We start from the raw sequence: 368 nt of genomic DNA, 5'->3' as shown, positions 1-368 counted from the left end.
GCGGCTACAATCAACAAAGCACAATCAGCCTGTGAAGTTCCTGTAATCATGTTTTTGATAAAATCTCTGTGACCAGGGGCATCAATGATTGTGACATAATACTTAGCAGTCTCAAATTTCCATAAAGCAATATCAATTGTGATACCACGTTCACGTTCAGCCTTAAGCTTGTCCAATACCCAGGCATATTTGAAAGATCCTTTGCCCATCTCCTGAGCCTCTTTCTCGAATTTTTCAATAGTACGTTTGTCGATACCGCCACATTTGTAAATGAGATGGCCAGTGGTAGTAGATTTGCCTGAATCTACGTGTCCAATGACGACAATGTTAATATGAATCTTTTCTTTGGGCATTTTTTAGCAGTTTAT

At 39.1% G+C, this 368-nt stretch carries 1 protein-coding gene; it reads right to left on the bottom strand.

Going from position 1 to position 368, the window contains the following annotated elements:
• Positions 1-353: GTP-binding protein (locus PZC42_RS20655; RefSeq protein WP_277213948.1), on the bottom strand; the 353-nt coding region annotated here is incomplete at its 3' end.
• Positions 354-368: the final 15 nt, after the last annotated feature.

The organism is Isoptericola croceus, from assembly GCF_029382255.1.
Taxonomy (GTDB): Bacteria; Actinomycetota; Actinomycetes; order Actinomycetales; family Cellulomonadaceae; genus Isoptericola; species Isoptericola croceus.
This window is presented reverse-complemented; position numbering and strand designations above follow the sequence as displayed.